The 20,258-nt window shown below is 28.3% G+C and carries 21 protein-coding genes, 2 tRNA genes and 1 pseudogene; 1 reads left to right on the top strand and 23 read right to left on the bottom strand.

All coding sequences use genetic code 11. The annotated features are described in order from the left end of the window. Nucleotides 1-49 precede the first annotated feature (49 nt). The 19 genes from N4A48_RS00625 to N4A48_RS00535 form a co-directional block, all read right to left on the bottom strand. A tRNA-Glu gene (locus N4A48_RS00625) sits at nucleotides 50-124 on the bottom strand. Between the two features lie 6 nt (nucleotides 125-130). Beyond that, nucleotides 131-206: transfer RNA gene (locus N4A48_RS00620), tRNA-Lys, on the bottom strand. 656 nt (nucleotides 207-862) lie between these two features. Further along, nucleotides 863-2,146, bottom strand: coding sequence for an adenylosuccinate synthase (locus tag N4A48_RS00615; RefSeq protein WP_293663737.1), 1,284 nt, complete (start codon nucleotides 2,144-2,146; stop codon nucleotides 863-865). A gap of 360 nt (nucleotides 2,147-2,506) precedes the next feature. Continuing rightward, on the bottom strand, nucleotides 2,507-2,995 hold the full coding sequence (locus N4A48_RS00610) for a ferritin-like domain-containing protein (RefSeq protein WP_293663736.1): 489 nt from the start codon (nucleotides 2,993-2,995) through the stop codon (nucleotides 2,507-2,509). 67 nt (nucleotides 2,996-3,062) lie between these two features. Then, complete coding sequence (gene dnaB, locus N4A48_RS00605; RefSeq protein WP_293663735.1) at nucleotides 3,063-4,391, bottom strand: replicative DNA helicase; 1,329 nt, start codon at nucleotides 4,389-4,391, stop codon at nucleotides 3,063-3,065. A gap of 18 nt (nucleotides 4,392-4,409) precedes the next feature. Further along, nucleotides 4,410-4,859: a 50S ribosomal protein L9 gene (gene rplI / locus N4A48_RS00600; protein ID WP_293663734.1), complete on the bottom strand. Its 450-nt coding sequence runs from the start codon at nucleotides 4,857-4,859 to the stop codon at nucleotides 4,410-4,412. A gap of 3 nt (nucleotides 4,860-4,862) precedes the next feature. Then, entirely contained in the window at nucleotides 4,863-6,857 is a 1,995-nt protein-coding gene (locus N4A48_RS00595; RefSeq protein WP_293663733.1) for a DHH family phosphoesterase, read from the bottom strand. A gap of 13 nt (nucleotides 6,858-6,870) precedes the next feature. Continuing rightward, nucleotides 6,871-7,800 (bottom strand): YybS family protein, encoded by a 930-nt coding sequence (locus N4A48_RS00590; protein ID WP_293663732.1) that lies wholly within the window; start codon nucleotides 7,798-7,800, stop codon nucleotides 6,871-6,873. Nucleotides 7,801-7,809: 9 nt separating this feature from the next. Continuing rightward, nucleotides 7,810-8,136 (bottom strand): MazG-like family protein, encoded by a 327-nt coding sequence (locus N4A48_RS00585; protein ID WP_293663731.1) that lies wholly within the window; start codon nucleotides 8,134-8,136, stop codon nucleotides 7,810-7,812. A gap of 137 nt (nucleotides 8,137-8,273) precedes the next feature. Then, entirely contained in the window at nucleotides 8,274-8,501 is a 228-nt protein-coding gene (gene rpsR / locus N4A48_RS00580) for a 30S ribosomal protein S18 (RefSeq protein ID WP_293663730.1), read from the bottom strand. A 20-nt stretch (nucleotides 8,502-8,521) separates the two neighbouring features. After that, nucleotides 8,522-8,953, bottom strand: a complete 432-nt coding sequence (locus N4A48_RS00575) for a single-stranded DNA-binding protein (RefSeq protein ID WP_293663729.1) — start codon at nucleotides 8,951-8,953, stop codon at nucleotides 8,522-8,524. 25 nt (nucleotides 8,954-8,978) lie between these two features. Next, nucleotides 8,979-9,266 carry a 30S ribosomal protein S6 gene (gene rpsF, locus N4A48_RS00570; protein WP_293663728.1) on the bottom strand — a complete coding sequence of 96 codons (288 nt, stop codon included), beginning with the start codon at nucleotides 9,264-9,266 and terminating at the stop codon, nucleotides 8,979-8,981. 153 nt (nucleotides 9,267-9,419) lie between these two features. After that, on the bottom strand, nucleotides 9,420-10,604 hold the full coding sequence (locus N4A48_RS00565) for an aminotransferase-like domain-containing protein (protein ID WP_293663727.1): 1,185 nt from the start codon (nucleotides 10,602-10,604) through the stop codon (nucleotides 9,420-9,422). A 148-nt stretch (nucleotides 10,605-10,752) separates the two neighbouring features. Continuing rightward, nucleotides 10,753-10,950 (bottom strand): DUF951 domain-containing protein, encoded by a 198-nt coding sequence (locus N4A48_RS00560; RefSeq protein ID WP_293663726.1) that lies wholly within the window; start codon nucleotides 10,948-10,950, stop codon nucleotides 10,753-10,755. An 11-nt stretch (nucleotides 10,951-10,961) separates the two neighbouring features. Beyond that, nucleotides 10,962-11,225, bottom strand: a complete 264-nt coding sequence (locus N4A48_RS00555) for a DUF3343 domain-containing protein (protein ID WP_293663725.1) — start codon at nucleotides 11,223-11,225, stop codon at nucleotides 10,962-10,964. 31 nt (nucleotides 11,226-11,256) lie between these two features. Further along, on the bottom strand, nucleotides 11,257-11,862 hold the full coding sequence (gene yedF / locus N4A48_RS00550) for a sulfurtransferase-like selenium metabolism protein YedF (RefSeq protein WP_293663724.1): 606 nt from the start codon (nucleotides 11,860-11,862) through the stop codon (nucleotides 11,257-11,259). 34 nt (nucleotides 11,863-11,896) lie between these two features. Continuing rightward, complete coding sequence (locus N4A48_RS00545; RefSeq protein WP_293663723.1) at nucleotides 11,897-12,499, bottom strand: CvpA family protein; 603 nt, start codon at nucleotides 12,497-12,499, stop codon at nucleotides 11,897-11,899. A gap of 12 nt (nucleotides 12,500-12,511) precedes the next feature. Beyond that, entirely contained in the window at nucleotides 12,512-13,567 is a 1,056-nt protein-coding gene (locus N4A48_RS00540; RefSeq protein ID WP_293663722.1) for a DUF5711 family protein, read from the bottom strand. 69 nt (nucleotides 13,568-13,636) lie between these two features. Further along, nucleotides 13,637-14,938, bottom strand: a complete 1,302-nt coding sequence (locus N4A48_RS00535) for a helix-turn-helix transcriptional regulator (protein WP_293663721.1) — start codon at nucleotides 14,936-14,938, stop codon at nucleotides 13,637-13,639. Between the two features lie 911 nt (nucleotides 14,939-15,849). Between N4A48_RS00535 and N4A48_RS15025 the strand changes: the two are divergent. Further along, a pseudogene (locus tag N4A48_RS15025) lies at nucleotides 15,850-16,193 on the top strand (ISH6 family transposase); the annotation flags it as partial. Nucleotides 16,194-16,525: 332 nt separating this feature from the next. Here the strand turns inward: N4A48_RS15025 and N4A48_RS00525 are convergent. The 4 genes from N4A48_RS00525 to noc form a co-directional block, all read right to left on the bottom strand. Continuing rightward, a complete protein-coding gene (locus tag N4A48_RS00525) occupies nucleotides 16,526-17,671 on the bottom strand; it encodes an aminotransferase class V-fold PLP-dependent enzyme (protein ID WP_293663719.1) in 1,146 nt (381 codons plus the stop codon). Between the two features lie 22 nt (nucleotides 17,672-17,693). Next, nucleotides 17,694-18,533 carry a ParB/RepB/Spo0J family partition protein gene (locus N4A48_RS00520; protein WP_293663718.1) on the bottom strand — a complete coding sequence of 280 codons (840 nt, stop codon included), beginning with the start codon at nucleotides 18,531-18,533 and terminating at the stop codon, nucleotides 17,694-17,696. Then, nucleotides 18,534-19,307, bottom strand: coding sequence for a ParA family protein (locus tag N4A48_RS00515; RefSeq protein WP_293663717.1), 774 nt, complete (start codon nucleotides 19,305-19,307; stop codon nucleotides 18,534-18,536). A gap of 61 nt (nucleotides 19,308-19,368) precedes the next feature. Next, complete coding sequence (noc, locus tag N4A48_RS00510; RefSeq protein WP_293663716.1) at nucleotides 19,369-20,157, bottom strand: nucleoid occlusion protein; 789 nt, start codon at nucleotides 20,155-20,157, stop codon at nucleotides 19,369-19,371. Nucleotides 20,158-20,258: the final 101 nt, after the last annotated feature.

The following is a 20,258-nucleotide window of genomic DNA, read 5'->3' as shown; positions in this document are numbered from 1 at the left end:
GCTTGTAAGGCAGGTGCTCTCCCAGCTGAGCTATGAGCCCAATTATTAATGGTGACCCCTAGGGGAATCGAACCCCTGTTACCGCCGTGAAAGGGCGGTGTCTTAACCGCTTGACCAAGGGGCCAAACCTTGGTGACCCATCCGCGACTCGAACGCGGGACACCCTGATTAAAAGTCAGGTGCTCTACCGACTGAGCTAATGGGTCATATCATTGGAAAATTTCTTCTCTCCATTATTTTAGCCTTGATACTTAATGTACCACTAAGTGATTCACACGAAATTAGAAATTTCGGTTCTCTACTTATACCGACTGAGCTAATGGGTCATGTGTTGTCATGTGTTTTTTTCCTGCTGACAAGTATATATAATACTAGCTTTTTCTACATATGTCAACACTTTTTACTAATTTTTTTAAATTATTTTAAGCAATCCATTTAATGTACATATTCTTCTCCGTATTAGGATTTATTTTTCTTATAAAAATGAATTTATTATATTTTTTCTATATTAAACTTTTTTAATAAGATTTATTAAAAATAATAAATAAATATAAATCTTATAATATATAATTACATATTATTAAGATATTGATTCCAACTAAAACTGTCTATAAAAAATGTTAGAAAATCTTTTAGATATTTTGACTAATATAACTTAGCTTTTATCGTTTAATAATCCGTTAAGAAATTTACGTGTTTGACCGCAGGGAGTTCGTAAATTTTAGGATTGTTAATAAGATAAAGGCTTAGTTATATTCAAAATATCGTTGTATTTGCGGTATTTTTTATAGACAGTTTTTGATTAACCACTAAAAAAGAAACTAGACCCCGTTATACGAAATCTAGTTTTCTATAATTGCTTTTACAATAACTCTTGTCTTATAATAGTTTGAACTCTCTTAGGTCCAACAGATACTATACTAGCCTTTACCCCTGTTAACTCTTCTATTCTTTGAACATACTTCTGAGCATTTACAGGAAGCTCTTCAAACGTTGTAGCCAAAGTTATATCTTCACTCCATCCATCTAACACTTCATATATAGGCTCACACTTTTCTATAAGCTCTAATGAAGCTGGGAATTCTGTTATAACTCTATCACCTAACTTATAACCTGTACATATCTTAACTTTTTCAAATCCAGTTAATACATCTAAAAGCATTAAAGACATAGATGTAAGTCCATTAACTCTTGCTGCATATCTAACTATTACAGAATCAAACCATCCACATCTTCTAGGTCTTCCAGTAGTTGTTCCAAACTCATTTCCATTCTTTCTTATTTGATCTCCAGTCTCATCAAATAACTCTGTTACAAATGGTCCTTTTCCAACTCTAGTAGTATACGCCTTTACTATTCCAAGCACATCCTCTACCATGTTTGGTCCTATTCCTGAACCAACACAGAATCCTCCTGATGTTGGATGAGAAGAAGTTACATACGGATAAGTTCCTAAGTCTAGGTCAAGTAATGTTCCTTGAGCTCCTTCAAATAATACTTTTTTTCCTTCTTTTAAAGCATTATATAATATCACTGATGTATCATCTACATATTCTTTTATCTCTTTTATATATGATAAATTCTCTTCATATAATTTTTCAAAATCAAATTTTTCTCCACCGTATATCTTTTCTATTATTTCATTCTTCTTCTCTACTTGAGCTTTTAATTTTTCCTTAAATATTTCTTCATCTAAAAGATCACATATTCTTATACCAGATCTTTCTGTTTTATCCATATAGCAAGGACCTATTCCTTTTTTAGTAGTCCCTATTTTATTATCTCCTCTTGAGTTTTCTGCTAACTCATCTATCTTTTTATGATATTCAAATATAACATGTGCTCTATCACTTATTTTTATATTTTTAGTATCTATATTATCTTTTTTAAGCATCTTTATTTCATCTAAGAATCCCTTAGGATCAAACACTACTCCATTTCCGATTATGTTTATAGTCTTAGGATTTAATATCCCTGAAGGAATTAAATGAAGTGCATATTTTTTGTCTTTAACTACTAATGTATGTCCTGCATTATTTCCTCCTTGGCCTCTTACTACAACATCTGCTTTTCTTGCTAAATAATCTATTATTTTACCTTTTCCTTCATCTCCCCATTGAGATCCCACTATTGCTACACTTGACATTAAAGACCACCTCTTTATATATAATAACGAACACTTCCTCATTTATTTTATCAAACATACGTATTTAAATCAATATATTTGATTTTTTTGTTTTTTATTTAATCCACAACTATCAACAAGTTTTCTGTGGATAATGTGGATATGTTTGTTTGTACTTTTATTCTAATGCCTTTTGATAACTATATACAGAATTATCCACGTATATACACATTAATTGATTCTATTTACATTTATCCACAGCATAATAACTTATTCTTCCTTAAATATGTATAAACTATTATATATGTTGATAATTTACACGAAAATTAAAGCCAATATCTATTGTGGATTAATTCCACAGATATTGGCTTTAATAATACTTTATATAGATTTGTATATATTTATTAAGTTCTCTAGATGTCCATTTTCTTCTTCAATAAGCTGCTTTAAATATTTTTTAGTTTGTTCATATTTAGCAACTTTTAATAGATTGCTGTAAAAAAGTATCGCATCCTTTTCTGCTTGCATTCCTATTATCAATGCATCTTTAGAATCTTTAATATCTTTTATTTTATCATTAGTTAATCCTTTAGTGTTAAATATAGCTGTATCACTTATAGCTTTTAGATAAGCTGATGTTTGCTCATCAAACATATAATCATCATCATTTAGATTTTCTTCTTTTGCATATGAATATATTTTTGAAAATAAACTAGCATGAACTTTCTCTTCATCTGCTAATAACTTAAATATTTTCTTTATATCCTCATTTTCTGCATTTTCCATAGCTTGTGTATAAAATCTAAATCCCTCTTCTTCAATATCTCTAGCTACCTTTAATAATTCAAGCTCATTTAAGTATAAGTTCATAATATTAACCCCCTATATTTGTTATATTAAATTTATACCCATTCTTAATTATTTTTAAACATAATTACTATATGTTCCTAGCCAAGTTATGAAATTTCTGAAACTCTCCAAGCCAAGCAAGCTCAACTGTACCAGTTTCTCCATGTCTATGCTTTGCAATTATTATTTCACCAATACTTTTCTTTTCAGAATCAGGATGATAATATTCATCTCTATAAAGGAACATTACTATATCTGCATCCTGCTCTATTGCTCCAGATTCTCTAAGATCTGATAGTATAGGTCTATGATCTGCTCTTAATTCTGGTGCACGAGAAAGCTGAGATAGAGCTATTACAGGACAATTTAACTCTTTTGCAAGTATCTTTAAAGATCTAGATATCTTAGATATCTCTTGCTGTCTACTTTCTCCCTTAATATCACCTTCCATAAGTTGAAGATAATCTATTAATACAAAATCAAGACCTTTTTCCATTTTAAGTCTTCTACACTTTGATCTCATCTCCATTACAGTTATGCCTGGTGTATCATCTATATATATCTCTGCCTTTGATAGAGCTCCCATAGCCTCTATAAGCTTTGGCCAATCATCTTCATCTAAATTACCAGTCTTTAGCTTATTAAGTTCCACATGAGACTGAGCAGATAACATACGTTGAATCAACTGTTCCTTTGACATCTCAAGACTAAATACAGCTGCAGATATATTATCCTTCATAGCTGCATTTTGAACTAAATTAAGAGAGAAAGCTGTCTTTCCCATAGCAGGACGAGCAGCTACTAGAACTAAATCTGTTCTTTGAAGCCCATTAGTCTTTCTATCAAGATCTATAAATCCAGTTGTTATTCCAGTTATCTTTCCCTTGTTTTTATAAAGATCCTCTAAGCTGTCATATGCAGTCATAAGAACTTCACTTATAGGTTTGAAATTATCATTTGTTTTTTCTTGAGATATATCAAATATCTTCTTCTGAGCTATTTCAAGGGTATTAGTAACACCCTCTGCATTACTATATCCTATATCAAGAATATCAGAAGAAGCCTTTATAAGCTTTCTTAGTATAGACTTTTCTCTTACTATATCTGCATAATTTCTAACATTAGATGTCGTTGGCACAACAGTTGATAACTGAGTTAAATAAGTGATTCCACCTGCAATATCAAGAGTATTTCTCTTTTTCATTTCCTCTGTCAATGTTATTATATCTATCGGTTCACTGTTTCTGTAAAGGCTCAGTACAGCTTCATAAATCTCTTTATGAGCTTCTTTATAAAAATCATCTGGCTTTGTTATCTCAGAAACTGCTACAACAGCATCTTTATCGAGAAGTATAGATCCTAGAATAGACTGTTCAGCATCTATACTATGAGGAGGAATCCTTCCTGTTTGTTCCATTTCGATCTCTCCTAAATATTATTTTTTCTCTTTTACATCTACTGTTATTCTAGCAACAACCTTAGGATGTATTTTTATATCAACATATCTTGCCCCTAAGCACTTTATAGACTCATCAATTAATATTTTTCTCTTATCTACATCTATCTTATGCTTTTTCTTTAATTCTGTAGCTATATCTTTTGAAGTTATAGATCCAAATAATCTTCCACCTTCTCCAGCTTTAGAATACAAAGTTAAAACAAGCTCCTTCATATTTTCTGCTAAGACTTTAGCCTCTTCATGTTCTTTATCAGCCTTTATCTTTTTAGCTGTGTTTTGTTCATTTAATATCTTCATATTTCCGGCTGTTGCTTCTTTAGCTAATTTTCTTGGAAACAAATAGTTTCTTGCATATCCATCACTAGCATTAATTACATCTCCCTTTTTACCTGTTCCTTTTATATCCTTTAATAAAATAACCTTCATAATTTACTCCTCCTTCAAATATTCTAATATTAATTCTTCTAAAAGTTTAACTGTATCTTCAATAGAAATATCCTTAAGCTGAGCTCCTGCAACATCTATATGGCCACCTCCGCCTAATTTTTCCATGAATATATGTACGTTTATATCTCCTAAAGATCTTGCACTTATGAATACTGTATCATCCCTACCTTTTCCCAATACAAAAGAGGCTCTTATTCCTTTTATATTTAAAAGTTCATCTGCAGCCTGAGCTGATATTAATTTGGAGTTTGAAATACCATCCTCGCAAACAGAAATAGCTATAATATTCTCTATTATATTAGCATCTTTTATTATTTGAGCCTTTACTATAAAATTATCTAAATCTCCTTGGAACAGTTTCTTTACAGATGTTGTATCTGCTCCTAGCTTTCTAAGTGTTGCAGCAGCTTCAAATGTTCTAACTCCAGTCTTAAAAGTAAAGTTCTTAGTATCTAAAGTTATTCCAGCAAGTAAAGCATCTGCAGCTAGATTATCTATACTAGTTTTACTATCTATATACTGTATAAGCTCTGTTACCATCTCACATGTAGATGATGCATAAGTTTCATGATACATTAAAACTGCATTATCTATAAATTCTACACCTCTTCTGTGATGATCTATAACTGCTATTTTCTCAGATATTCTAAGTAATTCTTCGCATTCAGTAAAATTTGGTCTATGTGTATCAACAACTATAACTAAGCTGTCTTTATTGCAGTTTCTTATAGCCTCTTCTCTTGATATAAATATATCATTATAGTTTTCATTTTCTTCAACTCTTTGCATAAATAAATCTATAGAAGAATTAGATGATTGAATAACTATATTTGCATGTTTATTTAATAATTTACATATATCATATATACCAATACCTGCTCCTATAGCATCTAAATCTGGATATTTGTGACCCATAATATAAATATCCTCAGATTCAAGTATTAGTTCCTTTAAAGCATAAGCTATAAGCCTTGATCTAACCTTATTCTTTTTTTCTACAGCCTTTGATTTCCCGCCATAGAATATAGATTTATCTTTTCTTTTTATAACAGACTGATCTCCACCTCTTCCAAGTGCTAAATCAAGTGCACTAATAGCATACTTAAGGTTTTGTTCATGAGTATCTCCCATACACCCTATTCCTATACTAAGAGTTAGAGGCAGTGTATTTCCATGATCTATATCTCTTATTTCATCTAATATAGTAAACTTATCTTGTTCTAAATCTCTAAGATTCTTAGAATCTATTATCAAAGTATACTTATCCTTGCTATTTTTTCTTAAAGCTCCGTTTAAGCTTAAAGCCCATGTATTTAACTTTCTCTCTAGCTCAGCATTAATAAGAGGCCTAACATCTTGATTTGCACTTTCTAAAACCTCATCATATTCATCTATTTGAACTAATGCTATAACAGATTTCTCATCTTCGTATTTATTAACTAGATTAATGTATTCTGTTTTATCTAACCAATACATAACTATAACATACTTGATTTCTTTATTTTTCTTTATCTTAACCATATTATAAACTATAGTATACTTTTTATCATTAAAATCAACTTCTGTATAAAGTTCTTTTGTCTCATTTAGTTTTTTTCTCAAACTTAAATCAGGCATAATTTCTTTTATATTTTTATGAAGTATATTATCTTTATTAACCATATTATAAAATTTTTTATTATACCAACTTATGCTCTCATCAAATTCAAGAATACATAAAGGTATAGGTAATCTAAGTATAGTTTGCTTTATTGTATCGTCAATTTCAAGAGATAATTCCTCCATAGTTTGAATCCATTCATTCTTCTTTTTATACTTAAGATTAAAATTATAATATATTAAATAAAGAAATAATAAAAATGAAATTCCACCTAAATAAAAATTATAATAAAGTATTATTGAACTCATCAAAAATATACTTATTATATTTATATTAAATTGTTGAGATTTAAATTTAAAATATAGCTTATCTTTCATAAGCCCCTCCTAATTACCTTCTTATCTTTCTAAAATTCATTGCAGAATCCAACATACCTATTATAGTTACAATTAAAGCTATAGGTTTTATAACAAAAGATATTGTAAGTAGAAAACCTTTAACTCCTTTTTTTATATTTATTGTATCTAGGAAATAACTATAAACACAAGCTCCCTGAATTAAGAACAAAGTAAGTATAACCATTTCTAAATTCAGAACTATAGCTCTATAGTAAATCCCATCTATATGTTTTATAAGCAAAGTAGCTAAACATATTAAAACTATTCCAAAAGGTATATTACCTGGCAAAGAAAAATCTTTTATCTTAGGTAATTTATTGTCATCTTTTTCTATCCTTCTCAATATAAATACCGATACATAATAATTGATGAATGAAATAACTATAGATGGTATAACAACTAATGTACTAGGAATATATACTGAAGCAGTTTCTACTAAGTTACTTAACTCTGTTTCATTCATCTTAATACCTAAAGTGTTCATCAAATCTTTTTGAACATGTATAGACTTAATTAACATGTCATCAAATAGATTAATTATATCTATATTAAATAAAATTATAGATAACTTAATGTATAACATCATCATTAGTATATAACATAAGCTCCCAAGTGCTATATTATCAAAAGGGTTGTCATTTTTATAAATATTATACCCTATAATCATAGACGGAATAAACAATAAAGCAAATATAAGTGCAGATATGGGACTAGTAGCCATCATTAAAATTATTAGAGATATAGACAAGCTCATAATAGAGTATCTCATCCCACATCTAGCCGCTATTATCGTATATGGTATTCCATTAAACATAAAAAATATACTTAAAAACGGAATATAGGTTGATGCCAAAGCGAATATTACTCCTATACACGATAATATGGAAACCTCCATCAATTTTTTACTACTATTAATTTGCATAAAAATTTATCACTCCCTAAGCTTTATATGCTCTTTAAGCTCACTCAAATCGCCATACCACTTTTCAACCTTATGGTCATCATTTATAGCTCTTACTATTTTCTCTTTTATTTTTTTATCTATATTACAAAAGCTAAAGCCTAATCTTTTTCCAAGTAAATAAGTAACCATTATTATATTAGCTAGAATATCTTGAATAGTTTCATCTGTATAACTAGCCCCTTTTAGCATAATCTCGTATAAAGCTGATACACTGCTCAAAATCTCTGTTTTTAACCATTCTATTATCTTTATATTTTTAGTTACATCAAGATCTCTATCTATTTTCAAGTACATCCCCCCTCAATATACAATTATACCATATAAAATAAAACTTAATTCATTTACAGAATAAAAAATTCGTCTACTCGCTAACGCGGTGACTCATAATTTTCTTAAGCATTAAAAAAACGAGCCATAAGGCTCGTTTATTATTAATCTATTGTGTATGGTAAAAGTGCTATATTTCTAGCTCTTTTTATAGCTACAGTTAATTCTCTTTGATGTTTAGCACAAGTTCCAGAAATTCTTCTTGGTAATATCTTACCTCTTTCTGTTATATACTTGCCTAATTTTCCTGTATTTTTGTAATCTATTTTAACGTTCTTATCAGCGCAGAAAGAACAAACCTTTTTTCTACGACGTCTTTTTTTGTTCATCATAACAGTTTCCCTCCTTCTCTCTAGAATGGAATGTCTTCATCGTCTAATGCCTGGAATCCACCTGTATCTAGACCAACAGGTTCAAAAGTTTTTTCAAATCCAGTATTTGAAGGAGCTTGATTTTCAGATCTACTTCTAGATTCTAAAAACTCTACTCTTTCTGCAACAACTTCTGTTACATACCTTCTTTCTCCATTTTGAGCTTCATAAGATCTAGTTTGAAGCGCACCTTTTATTGCAACCTGTCTTCCTTTAGCAAGATAGTTTGCACAGTTCTCTCCTGGTTTTCCCCAGACTACGATATTGAAGAAATCAGCTTCCCTTTTTCCTTCTTTATTTACATAAGATCTATTTACAGCTATTGAAAAGGTGGCAACAGGCTTACCTGTTCCTGCAATGTACCTAAGTTCGGGGTCTCTAGTCAACCTACCCACCAATACAACACAATTCATAAAAACACCACCTTAATATTAATTACTAAGCTTCAATATTTACAATCATGTGTCTTATTGAATCTTCTGTAATCTTTAAGTTTCTTTCGATTTCTTTTGGAACATCAATTCCAGCAGTGAAGTTAACTAATACATAGTATCCTTCAGAAAGTTTTTGTATAGGATATGCTAATTTCTTGTTACCCCAAACATCAACCTTATCTACTTGTCCATTTTCAGACTCGATTATGTTCTTAACTTTGTCTTGTATCTTTTGCTTAGCCTCATCTTCTAGATTAGACTTTAATACATAAATTAATTCATACTTTTTCATTATAATTCACCTCCCTTTGGACTTAGACGGCTCTAATATTTATTAGAGCAGAGAAATGAGATTAATCTCACATCTTCCAAATTCTATCACTATTTTTGATAAAAGTCAAATTATTTTTTAAAAAAGAGTGACCAATTGGCCACTCTTTTTATATTAAACAAATTTCTTTAATACTTCTGCAAGTCTCTTTATTCCATCAACTATTCTTTCATCTGTCATGTTAGAGTAGTTTAATCTGAATGTATTGTCTTTTCCACCATTAGGGAAGAATGATCCTCCTGGAACAAAAGCTACATTGCTCTTTAAACACTCAGCCATTACATCTTTAGCATCTATTCCTTTTGGAAGCTCTACCCAAGTGAATAATCCACCCTCTGGGTAAGTATATTTTAATCCTTCTGGGAATTCAGCCTTCATAGTATCTAACATTAAGTTTCTACGAACTCTATAAACATCTATAATTTTTGCTACGTGAGCGTCTAAATCATAGATTTCCATGAATTTAGCAACTTCTCTTTGTCCTACTGTAGAAGTTTGTAAGTCTGCACTTTGTTTTATCATTATGTATTTTTCTAATATTTCCTTATCAGCAGATACCCAACCAATTCTGAATCCTGGACAGAATATTTTAGAGAAACTTCCAAGGAATATTATTAATCCTTTTTCATCCATAGATTTTAATGAAGGTAATATTTCTCCTTCAAATCTTAACTCTCCGTATGGATTATCCTCTAATACTGGTATTTCAAATTTATTTACTATTTCCATGAACTTTTTACGTCTTTCTAAAGGCCAAGTTCTTCCTGTTGGATTTTGGAAATCTGGGATTACATATATCATTTTAATATTTTCAGTTGTTTCAAGTATCTTTTCAAGCTCTTCCATTATCATTCCATTCTCATCAGTTGGAACTTCTATGAATTTAGGTCCATATGCTTTAAATGCATTTAATGCTCCTAAGTAAGAAGGACTCTCACATAAAACAACGTCACCCTCATTTAAGAATATCTTTCCTGAGAAATCTAATCCTTGTTGAGAACCACTTGTTATTAATATTTCATCAGCACTAACTTTAGTGTCGAATTTTTCATTCATTCTATTTGCAATTACATCTCTTAATGGTTTAAATCCTTCTGTGGCAGCATATTGTAACGCTTGCTTTCCACCTTCTTCAAGAACTTTAACAGCAACCTCTTTCATTTCTTCAACTGGAAATAATTCTGGTGCTGGAAGTCCTCCTGCAAAAGATATTATTTCTGGTTTTTCTGTTAATTTTAACAATTCACGAATTTCAGAAGCTTTAAGATTATCCATACGATCAGCAAATTTTACAGCCATTTAAAAAACACCTCCAAAGATTATAAATACAAAGGAAAACTTTTTCCCGTATTTATCTGAAATTAATTATATCATCTTTATAATTATTTGCCTACGTATAAACTAATTTGCAGAATATTCGTAACCGTTGTCTTTGTTAATTTTTTTTCTATTTTTCTTCTGATTTTTTTATTAACTTTTTTATTCTTTTCTCAAGTTCTAATCTTTCTATCCACAATTGTTTATTACAATTGTCACACTTTACCCTAAAGTCCATACCACATCTCATTATTTCAAATGTATTTCCTCCACAAGGATGATTTTTTTTAAGAACTACTTTGTCTCCTATTTCTAATTTTATAGGCATTTGAATTCCTCCTAGTACAGCTTAGTTAATTCTTTTTTTCCTTCTTCTTTTTTCTTTATATTGAATACTCCGTAATAATCTATTTTCAAATCATCTATATTATTTTTAACCGTTTCTATATTGTCTTTTGAAAACATTATAGACAAACCGCAACTAGAAGTTATCTCTCTTGGAGTAGGAATTGTTTTTATATTTAATTCTAATTCTTTTAATCTTTTTTCAAATCTTATAGCATGATGGGTTGAATTAAAACTTATTACATACATATCGTGCATTTCTTTTCTCCTTTTGATCTTTTATTATAATCTATATACTTATAGTATTGCTAGATTTTCTAAGCCTTTCTACAATGTCGTACATATTAGAAATTTGTCCAACTTTTAACATGCTTTTTAGATTTAAATAATCTAAGCATGTTCCACAAGACAATATTTCTACTCCTTCTTCTTCTAATAATTTTAAATTATCTACAGTATTTTCATTTTCTGTAGTTAATTTAACTGCTGAATTAACAAATATTATTGACTTTGGATACGGAGTCGTTTGTGATAATGTATATATAAATCCATTGATAAGGATTTCTCCTAGTTCATCTGATCCTTTTCCCATAACATTTGATGATATAAATACAACTGTATTATCATCTACTTCTTGCTTCTTAATAGAGTCTTCTTCTACAAATTCAATTTCTTCAATCTGACCTTTTGTAATTTCTATATAATAGTTATCTTCTTTTTGATCTATTTTTGATTGACATTTCATTGAATTTACTAGCTTTAATACATTTTCCTTTGCTATTTCATTATCTACTATAGTAATTACTATCCCACCATTAATATTATCTAATTCTTTTTTAGTTTTTATAACTGGAAGTGGACAATTAAGTCCTCTTGCGTCTACTTCTATTCTCATAAATACCTCCTATACGAATCCGTTTTAATAATTATTATAACATACTCCATACCTTGTAATTATTAAATATTTCAATAAAATCATTGAAATATTTAAATAAAAAGTTATACATATATAAGTATTTAAGTAAAAATGAGTTGTTCAAATCTATTATAAGCTGATGTTTTTCAAATATAATTAAAAACGGATGAACTAAAGTAAGTATTATTAATAAAATCAAGAATCCTTTTAATGCTCCAAATAAAAATCCCATACTTTTATTTAAAATATTAAGTGGTGCAAATTTAAATATATCATCTATAAGATTTATAGCTATCTCCAATACTAAATTACTAACAATAAATATAATAAGAATAATCATTACTTGTATTAAAGTCTTTGTTGCTACTTTAGTTAAAGCATCATTTTTCATTATATTTATTAGTATATTATTTATAAATTTGCTTAAAGGGGTGTATATGCTCTCATTTTGAATAATATAATCAATTAAAGCTTTATACCACATCTTGCATATAAATATTGATATCAAATATTTACCTAAATTAAATAACGATCTTATAAATCCCAAATGAAATCCTTTTAAAGCAAATATTCCTATTAGTATTATTATTACAAAATCTATGTAATTTAAATTCATGAACTCACCGCCTTAGTCTACATTTAAAAACTTGACATATCCTCTAAAAATGACTATAACACTATTGTTATATATTGTAAATACATCTAATATATCCTTTGTAAAATCCTTTTTTTCTTTATTTTGGGGAATGTATATGCTTCTATCTGAGTATATTATATCTTTATTCCCTATATTTTTAATCCCTTTTATATTTTTCATGTCAATCTCTTTATTTTTTTCTTTTCCAAGCTTATCTATATATATAATCTTTTTATTAGAATCTATAACTACTATTTCATCATCTATAATATCTATGTATTGTATTTCTTCATCTAAATTTATTTTTTTCGCTTTTTCATTACTCAAATCTTTAATTTCTATATAGTTTGGGTCTGCTAAAATTAGTTTTTTATCTAAAAACATAGTTTTTACAAATACTTTATTTTCTATATTATAGGAAAAAATCAATTCTCCTTTTTTATTATAGTAAAATATATTGTTATATAGTCTATCATCTTTAATGGTAATTCCACTTATTACAAAATTACTAGTATCTTTATCTATATTTACTAAATTGATTGTTATTTGAGGTATTGATATATCCTGAATCTCTTCCCCTTTATAACTATAAAGCTTAACCCCCTCAACCTCTACATTGGTTGTATAGTGAATTAAAAAATTGTCATTATACAAAGCCTTTACCGTTAAAGCATTTTCTTTTAAGCTTACTTTTTTAGTTAAAACTCCTTTTTTATCTATTATATACACTTCTTTTTTTATTTTATCTAATAAGTATATATTTGAATTATTTGTATCTATGCTATAATTTTCTATTCTTATATTTAAATCAAATTCCCTTTGAGCCTCATTGTCTATATATTTTAAAGATTTTCCATCATACATTAAAAAACCATCTCTATATTCTATGAATGAGGTATTACTTGAATATCCATACGATATTTCTTTTATTTCTTCTATGCTAACTTTAGAATCAATTATTTTACTTTTAAAGTTATTTATAGTTTTTGGATTTAAAAATATTATTATTAATATAATAGAAATTATTATAAACTTATTCTTCTTCACCTAAATCATTCCTTCTAATTTTCTACTTACATACATAATACTAGAAAAATAGACTCTTTTTGAAAGAGTCTATTTTTCTATTATATCTAATTCTTTATATATACTTATACCCTTAGTATAATATTCTAACTCTCTCTCTTTAGATATATCAGAATATGTCTGAGCAAGCTCTATATATAAATCTGCTAGTTCTTTTTTACTTCCAATCTCTTCTATTATATATGAACATTTCTTTAGATGCTCTATTGCTATATTTAAATCTCCTTGCTTTTTATATACCTTAGCATAATATTTTAAAGATTTATATTCTAATTTTTTATTTTTCATTTTTATTGCTATAGATAATGATTTTTTAGAATATTTTTTAGCATTTTCAAAATCACCAATTTCTATTAATACTTTTATATATTCAAACAATATTTTCATCAATTCTACATCTTCATACTCTCTTTTTGTTATGTAAGCTTTCTTTACACATTCAAGAGCATCTTCATATTTTCCTATTTTTCTATATATCCTAGACATAGTTATATGTATTTTTGCATATTCATTCTTCTTGTCCTCTTCTTTATATATCTGTAATGCTTTATTTAAGTAAACTTTAGATTCATCCCATCTTCCCATATCTAAAAGATTACTTCCTATTAAAAATAAGCTATTTGCTTTTTGTTTTATATTTTTTTCTTTTTCTTCTATTTCATGTATTTTCTTTGCATATGATAAAGACTTTTCATTATTCTCAAGTTTTATATAGCAAAATGACTTATACGTGTATATTTCCTTTTGTATCTCATTATTATCTATAGAATATTCTAAAAAAAGGTTTTCCCCTTGTATAAATTTATCTAGTGCAACCTTTATAAACCCTTCTTCTAAATATATTTTTCCTAATTGTATATAACACTGTATTACTTTTTCATAATTACCAGTTTTAACATTTAATACCAAACTTCTTTCAAAGTTATCTATAGCTAATTCATATTTCTTCTCATTCAAATAAACTACACCTAATAAATATTGTGCCTTTCCATAAGTTTTATCTAATTTGTATTCCTTGCAGATCTCTATTACATTACATATTTCTTCTTTGGCAGCTTCTATTTTATTAGATTTTATATAGATTTCGCTCTTCGTCAATAAGTTATTACTTATTTTTCTAGCTTGCATATCTTTGCTTTCTAATAAATAATCTATACTAACTTCTAGCTTTTCTACGAAATATTCTAATAAATCTTGACTTGGATATGATTTATCCCTCTCTATATGACTTATTTGAGCAGCAGTTATTCTATTACCTGCTAACTCTTTAAGAGTTAAATTTTTTTCTTTTCTAAGCTTTTTAATTTTTTCCCCTAAGCTAAGTATTTGCATATATACTCCTCCACAATAAATTAATATGATGACTGGTAGTCTTATCTCAATTTAATTATAACTTAATATTTGATTAAAATATAGTGTTTTATAATTATATTTAATAATATTTTAAAATTTAGTGTATAACAAAACTCAAATAGCTGTTAATCCAAAATAAATGGGATTAAAATACCGCTCATGTATTAAATATTTTTAATAAAGCTAAGAATTACATCTTATTCAATATCCTAAAAGTTCTAAACTCCCTATCGGTCAAACAACGAACTTTCTTAACGGATATTAAAACGCTGTAATTCTAGTTTTATACAAAAATATTTAAATCATTCGCTAACATTTTAATCCCATTTATTTTTTAGTATGTTTCTTAGATATAAAATCAATTTGAATATGGCATTATTTTTTACCTTTTTCCTGTGACAAAAGTATCGAGGCAAAGTTCGATTTTAGAATAAAAAAACAAGTATATTCATTGTATAAATCAACTTGCCTAATGTACTTTGTCATATAAAACCTCAATCATAAACTAAAAAATGAAATATATGATTGCAAAATATAGTACTAATTATTATGATATTAATCTAATTAAATAATTTTAAGAAGAAAAAAATGCAATGTGTAATTTGATTTATAAGAATAAAAGGAAAAATAATTCTTTGTATCTTTTTCATTTTTCTATAGTTTTTTCTGTATGTTTTACAAATTTTTATATATATGCATTTAAGCATTTACCTCACCTCCTATTTATTATTTTTTACATTGTAAGCCACCTGTTTTTGAAAATCAAATTATAAATAAAATTTTTTATATTCAAAAACTAATTTCTTCTTCCCTCCACTCTTTTTATATACTATATACAATTTAATATTTTGGTATAAAAAAAAGATGTTTTAGCATCTTTTAATAGAAATTTTTCCAAAATAAATAAATCTTTAAAATCTATAAATAGAAATTTATCCAAGTAGACTTGTGATAATGTTGTTACAGACGGGCTATAGCTTACAATACCCTCGTATCAGATGTATTTGAAAAAGCTACTCATAGAAGATATCTATGGCATTTACCTAGAGCTTTAAATCATCTACTTTATATGAAAGGTATACCTGTAAATGAACGAAAATGTTTTTCTCAAGCTTTAATCGGCATTTTAAAAGAAAGAGATTTTGGTAACTCTAGAAATGAGTATATAAAATTCACATACTTATTTAAATGTATTGGAATAACTTCTATTGAAAATTTCTTAAAGAATGCTTTTAAAATATTAAATGTAAACTAAATCTTGTGATATCAATTTTCTAGTGATTAAAAGACTAATATTAAAACTGTCTATAAAAGCGTTAGTGAATGCTTTTAGATATTTTGACTAATATAACTTAGGTTTTAGCGTTTAATAATCCGTTAAGAAATTTGCGTGTCTGACCGTAGGGAGTTCGTAAATTTTAGGATTATTAATAAGATAAAATCTTAGTTATATTCAAAATATCGTTGCATTCGCGGTGCTTTTATAGATAGTTTTATGACCCCCCATAAAATTAAAATAGCCACCTGTATTTCGTTTGTACGAAATCTAGGTAGCTACTTTTTAGTTTATTTAATCTCATCAACAATACTTTTTAAAGCCTTAACAGCCTTATCTATATCTTCTTTAGTGTTAAAGTACCCTATACTAAATCTAACTGTTCCTTGTTCTAATGTGTTAAGTGTCTTATGAGCTAATGGTCCACAGTGAAGTCCTGATCTTGTAGCTATATCAAATACAGAGTCTAGTATAAAGCTTACTTCAGATGAATCTTGTTCTCCTACATTTATAGATATTACAGCTGCTTGTTTTTTTGAATCTTTTGTTCCATATACTTTTATCATAGGTATTAATCTAAGTTCATTTAGGAAATACTCAGTCAATTCTTCCTCATGCTTTCTTATATTATCAATTCCCTCTTTTAATATAAATTCTATTCCAGCATTAAGACCTGCTATACCAGGAGTATTTGGAGTTCCTGATTCGTATTTATCTGGAACTATGTTTGGCTGAGTTAACTCTTCTGATTTGCTACCAGTTCCACCTTCTTTTAATTGATTAAGGCTTATTCCTTCACTTACATATAAAATTCCTGTTCCTTGAGGTCCTAATAATCCTTTATGTCCTGGAAGTGCAAGCATATCTATATTCATATTTTTAACATCTATATTATAGACTCCTGCTGTTTGGGAAGCATCAACAAGGTATGCTATATTCATTTCCCTGGCAATTTTACCTACAGCTTCTATGTCTACTAGTGTTCCGCATACATTAGATGCGTGTGTTGTTACTATAAGCTTTGTATTATCTTTTATAGCTTTTTTTATATCTTTTACATCTAATTCTCCACATTCATTACACTTTACAATAGTATTAGTAATTCCTATTTTCTCTAAAGCTTTAATAGGTCTTACTACTGAATTATGTTCCATGCTTGTTGTTATTATATGATCTCCTTCATTTACAAATCCTTTTATCGCAAGGTTTAATGAATCTGTTGCATTATTTGTAAATACTATATTCATAGGATTATCTATATTGAATAGCTTACATATATTTTCTCTCGTTTCATATATTGTTCTACCAGCTTCTAAGGCTAACTTATGTCCTGCTCTTCCAGGATTTGCTCCATAGTTTTTCATGCAGTTTAAAACTTCTTCATATACTTTATCTGGTTTTGGAAAAGTTGTTGCAGCATTATCTAAATATATCATATGGACCCTCCTAATGTTGGTTTTATAGTATTTGTTCTAGTATTCCTTCAAGTTCTTCATCACTATAATACTCTATTTCTATTTTTCCTTTTTTCTTACCTTTTAATATATTTACCTTTGTTCCAAATACATCTCTTAATTTATCCTCTATATTTACTATAAAAGGATCTTTATTGATATTTTTACTTTTTTGTTGTTTCTTATCTGTCATATTCTTAGATAGATTCTCAACTTCTCTAACAGATAAAGTTTCCTTTATTATTCTAAGAGCTATCTCATATTGAATGTTTTTATTCTCTATTCTAAGAAGAGCTTTCCCATGACCTGGAGTTATTTGACCTTCCTCTATTAACTTAATCACTCTATCATCTAAATTTAAAAGCCTTAATGTATTAGTTATATGAGGCCTACTCTTTCCTACTGCTTCTGATATTTCTTCTTGAGTTACCTTATAATTTTCTATGAGACTTTTATAAGCTATAGCTTCTTCTATTGCATTTAAATCTTCTCTTTGCAAATTTTCAATTAAAGCTATTTCCATTATATCTTTAATTGGTAAGTCTTTTACAACTGCCGGCATTTCCTTTAGTTTTGCCATTTTGGCAGCTCTAAATCTTCTCTCACCTGCTATTATCATGTATCCTTCTTCTTCTTTTTTCACTACTATAGGCTGAAGTATCCCATAATTTTTTATAGATTCAGATAGTACACTTATTTTTTCTTGATCAAATATCTTTCTAGGCTGATCTTTATTTGGATATATCTCACTTATTTTCAGATTTATTATTTCTTTTTCAGATGAAACTGTCTTATTCTTTGGTATCAATGCACTTAATCCTTTTCCTAATCTATTTTTAGCCATCTATATCACATCCTCTTCTAAGTCTATAAATTCCTCAGCAAGTTCTATATAAGCTACGGAACCTTTACACTTTGAATCATAATATACAACTGGCTTTCCGTGGCTAGGTGCTTCAGCTAGTCTAACATTTCTTGGAACAATAGTTGTATAAACACTTCCCTTAAAAAACTTCTTAACTTCCTCAACTACTTGAATTGACAAATTGGCTCTTCCATCAAACATACTAAGAACCACTCCCTGAATTTCAAGATTTGGATTTAGATTTTCTTTAACTAAGGATATTGTTTCCATTAATTGGCTAACACCTTCTAGTGCATAATATTCGCATTGTATAGGTATTAATACACTATCTACTGCTACAAGAGAATTTATTGTCAACATTCCAAGGGAAGGTGGACAATCTATAAATACATAGTCATACTCTTCTCTAACTGTATCTAGCACATTTTTTAATATAAATTCTCTATTTTCTATTCCTGTAAGCTCTATTTCAGCACCAGCAAGCTCTGTTGACGATGATAATATGCTTATATTTTCAAAGTCTGTATCTATTATAGTGTCTTTTATCTCTTTCTCTCCTAATAAAACATCATATATAGTAAAATCAAGCTCTTCTTTATTTATCCCGAATCCACTGGTGGTATTTCCTTGAGGATCTAAATCTATTACCAATGTTTTTTTACCTAACTGTCCTATACATGCACTTAGGTTTACATTCGTGGTAGTCTTACCCACTCCCCCTTTTTGATTAAACACAGCAATTATCTTTCCCAATGTAATTCCCCCTTTAACTCCTTACAAGTTTGAAAAAAAGATTACCGTATATACAGTAATCTTAAGCTTTAGGAATTTTAACTACAACTTCGATATGATCTCCCTTATCATTTTCTTTATACTTAGCATTTATCCCTGTATCTACTATAGCATTATAAGCACTCTTTAATGTGTTCAAATATATTTTAAAATTAAGAGATGCTTTTATAGTTTGTCTTTTTTCTGGCTCCTTAGGTGTAGCTAAATCTTCTAGTATATCTTTTATTAGTTTTTCTGTCTTCTTAACAGTTAACTCATTCTTAATTATTGTATCTAAGACTTGATTTTTATAATCATCATCTGGTAGTTTAAGAAGAGCCCTAGCGTGTCTTTCAGTCAAACCATTTTCAATAAGCTTTTCCTTTATATCATCTGATAATCTAAGTATTCTAAGCTTATTTGCAATAGTTGATTGGTTTTTTCCTACACTCTGAGCTAGTTCATGTTGAGTAAAGTTATGATCTTTTATTAAGTTTTCATATCCCAAAGCTTCTTCTATGAAATTTAAATCTTCTCTTTGTAAGTTTTCAATAAGTGCAAGTACAGCAGAGGATTGGTCCGATAAATTATTTATTATAGCTGGTATATACTTAAGTCCTGCTTTTTTAGAAGCTCTAAGTCTTCTCTCTCCTGCTACTAATTCGTACATGCTATCACTTATTTTTCTAACTGTAATAGGCTGAAGTATTCCAAAACATTTTATAGATTCGCTTAATTCATTCAATGCAGCCTCTGAAAAAGTTCTTCTTGGCTGATATGGATTTGGAATTATCGTATCTATAGGTATTTCCATAATTTTTTTATCTTCCATAATATCCCTCTCTCTAGAAGAAATATGATAAAATTTGTTTAAAACTTTATTTATCCAATAATACTTTCTGCAAAAATATTCATATCCCTTCTATATTCTTA

Source organism: Tepidibacter sp. (genome assembly GCF_025210165.1).
GTDB lineage: Bacteria > Bacillota > Clostridia > Peptostreptococcales > Peptostreptococcaceae > Tepidibacter_A.
Note: the sequence above shows the minus strand (reverse complement) of the source record. Positions and strands in the feature narration are given on the sequence as shown.